This window comes from Psittacicella gerlachiana (assembly GCF_003585965.1).
Taxonomy (GTDB): Bacteria; Pseudomonadota; Gammaproteobacteria; order Enterobacterales; family Psittacicellaceae; genus Psittacicella; species Psittacicella gerlachiana.
The window spans coordinates 1-1,889 of record NZ_NRJF01000172.1 but is presented as its reverse complement, the minus strand read 5'-3'; the positions used below and the strand labels follow the sequence as shown (position 1 = coordinate 1,889).

At 34.1% G+C, this 1,889-nt stretch carries 2 protein-coding genes; both read left to right on the top strand.

Going from position 1 to position 1,889, the window contains the following annotated elements:
• The coding region (gene lysC / locus CKF59_RS05780; RefSeq protein WP_119535010.1) for a lysine-sensitive aspartokinase 3 at positions 1–1,175 on the top strand (1,175 nt) is incomplete at its 5' end.
• 25 nt (positions 1,176–1,200) lie between these two features.
• Complete coding sequence (gene pgsA / locus CKF59_RS05775) at positions 1,201–1,818, top strand: CDP-diacylglycerol--glycerol-3-phosphate 3-phosphatidyltransferase (protein WP_119535009.1); 618 nt, start codon at positions 1,201–1,203, stop codon at positions 1,816–1,818.
• Positions 1,819–1,889 lie beyond the last annotated feature (71 nt).

The window sequence follows — 1,889 nt, the reverse complement described above, 5'->3', positions numbered from 1 at the left end:
AAAGAAGAAAAGAAATCATTGAGAAAATAAGATTAATTCAATTTAATATTATTAATCGTTTACAATTTCCAGAAGAAATTGCAAAACGTATTGATTCTTGTCTAAATCATATTACCAGTTTATCTGAAGCTGCAAGTCTAGCGACAAATGAAGCTTTAGCAGCAGCTATTGTTGGCCATGGTGAATTAATGTCAACCATGATCTTTACGCACTTATGTAAAGAACAAGGTGCACGTGCTGAATACCTAGATGCTCGTGAAGTAATCAAAACTAATGATAACTTCTCTGAAGCTCAGGTGAATATTGAGCGTACTTTAGAGAATGCAGATAAAGTTCTATCTCTATTTAATGAACCTGACACTAAAGTTATTACCCAAGGCTTTATTGGTCAAGAAGCTGATGGTAAAACTACCCTTTTAGGTCGTGGAGGTTCTGATTATTCAGCAGCTCTATTTGCAGAAGTTATTAAAGCTAAAGCATGTCATATTTGGACTGATGTTTCAGGAATTTATACCACTGATCCACGTATAGTTCCTAGTGCTAAACGTATTGAAACCATTAGCTTTAAAGAAGCTTCTGAAATGGCTATTTTCGGTGCTAAAGTTCTTCACCCAGCAACAATTCTTCCTGCAGTACGTGCAGATATCCCTGTATTTATTGGTAACAGTAAAGATCCATCATCAGGTGGAACTTGGATTACTAAAACTGTTGATAATCCTCCTACATTTAGAGGGGTTGCTTTTAAACGTAACCAATCGATCTTAACAATTTCTAGCTTAAAAATGCTAGGAGCTTCAGGTTTCTTAGCTAAAATATTTAGTATTTTCTCTAAATACAACGTAGTAATTGATTGTGTTACAACTTCTGAAGTAGCTTTAGCCGTTACAGTTGATCACAAACAAAATCAAGGAAAAAGTTCTTTAGAAAATCCTGAGTTATTAGCAGAACTACATGAACTAGGCTCGGTAAAAATTGAACACGATTATAGCTTAATTGCCTTAATTGGTAACCAATTATCAAAAACTACAGGTTTACACAAAGCCTTACAAGCTCTAGATAATTGTTCATTCCGTATGGTTTGTCAAGGTGCAAGTGACTATAATATTTGTGTTCTTGTTCCTGCAGAAAAAGCAGACTCAACCATTATTCAATTACATAAAAACCTTTTTGAATAAGGTCAAATAACTATAAGGTACTCAAATGCGTATTACAATACCAACATATTTTACTCTATTTAGGTTAGTACTCATTCCTTTGATCGTAGTAGCTTATTTTGCATTACCAGCAAGACCAGCACACTTTTATGCAGCCTTAATTTTCTTAATCGCTTGTGTAACTGATTGGATTGATGGCTTTCTTGCTCGTCGTCTTAATGCCGTGTCTAACTTTGGTCGTTTTCTCGATCCAGTAGCAGATAAGCTCATCGTATGTGTAGCTTTACTTTTAATTGTTTACGAGTATACACATAATCGTTTCTATCAATATAATGATATTCTTGTGACTATAGCGGCAATTATAGTTTTATGTCGTGAGATAATAGTTTCCTCTTTAAGAGAGTGGATGGCAAGTTTAGGCAAATCCTCTAAAGTTGCAGTTTCATACTTAGGAAAAGTAAAAACTACAGCCCAAATGATTGCTATCGGTCTTTTACTATGGAGACCTAATCGTTACTCAGATATCTATATGGGCAAAAACTGGATTGAGTACGTTAGTGTAGGTTTAGTATGGTTAGCTGTAGTTTTAACTCTTTGGTCTATGATCGACTATTTAATTATTGGTATTAAATCAGCTAACGAAGTAGAAAATAATCAAAACTAAATTGCCTTTGTTGCGCATTTGAAAGATAAAAAATGAATCTCGAGATAGTTTTTATCTCGAGATTCATTTTT